The 914-nt window shown below is 68.9% G+C and carries 1 protein-coding gene; it reads left to right on the top strand.

Features of this window, described 5'->3' with window-relative positions; translation table 11 throughout:
* Positions 1–156 precede the first annotated feature (156 nt).
* A complete protein-coding gene (locus AC1Q49_RS16235; protein ID WP_492493439.1) occupies positions 157–882 on the top strand; it encodes an SDR family NAD(P)-dependent oxidoreductase in 726 nt (241 codons plus the stop codon).
* Positions 883–914 lie beyond the last annotated feature (32 nt).

The raw sequence follows: 914 nt of genomic DNA, 5'->3' as shown, positions 1-914 counted from the left end.
TGGGCGCCGCCCACTCGGACACAGAGGAGAACTGATGACGACATTGACTGGGCGCCGCCCATTCGGACACAGAGGAGAACTGATGACGACATTGACTGGACGCCGCGCGATCGTCACCGGCCAGTCGATCATCACCGACGGCGGGATGGTATACGCATGAGCGTCGCCGTCGTCACCGGCGCCGCCCGCGGCATCGGCCTCGCCACGGCCCGCAGGCTCGCCGCCGCCGGCCACTCGGTCGCCCTCACCGACATCGACGTGGCGGCGGCGCAGGCAGCGGCCGCCGAGATCGACGGGACGACCCTGGCGCTGGCCATGGACGTCACCGATCCCGCCGCTATCCGCGACGGCCTCGACGCGGTCGAGCGCGAACTGGGCGCCCCAACGCTGTTCGTCAACAACGCGGGCATCGGAGGACCCGAGGCCCGGCTGGCAGACGTCAGCGACGAGGACTACCTCACGACTATGCGGATCAACACCGACTCGGTGTTCTACTGCCTCAAGGCGCAGCTCCCCCGTTGCGTCGCGGCCGGCGGCGGCGCGATCGTCAACGTGTCGTCGGTGCTCGGTCGCGTCGGCGATGCCGAGCTCGGTCCCTACGTCGCGTCGAAGCACGCGGTGGCAGGGCTCACGAAATCCGCGGCCCTCGGCTATGCGCCGCACAGGGTGCGCGTCAACAGCGTGCACCCGGGCTACATCGACACTGCGATCAACGCGACGCTTCCGCCCGAAGTCTATGCGGGGCTGCCCGGCCTGCACGCGCTGGGCCGTCTGGGAGACGTCGATGAGGTCGCCACGGTGATCTGCTTCCTGCTCTCCGACGACGCGTCGTTTGTTACCGGCACTGGATACGACGTTGACGGCGGATACCTCGCCCGATGATCCCCTCACCCGGTACGCGACGGCGCACGATC

The organism is Microbacterium sp. MPR-TSA4 (assembly GCF_058792815.1).
The sequence above is the reverse complement of the archived record's forward strand: the minus strand, read 5'-3'. Positions and strand labels throughout refer to the sequence as shown.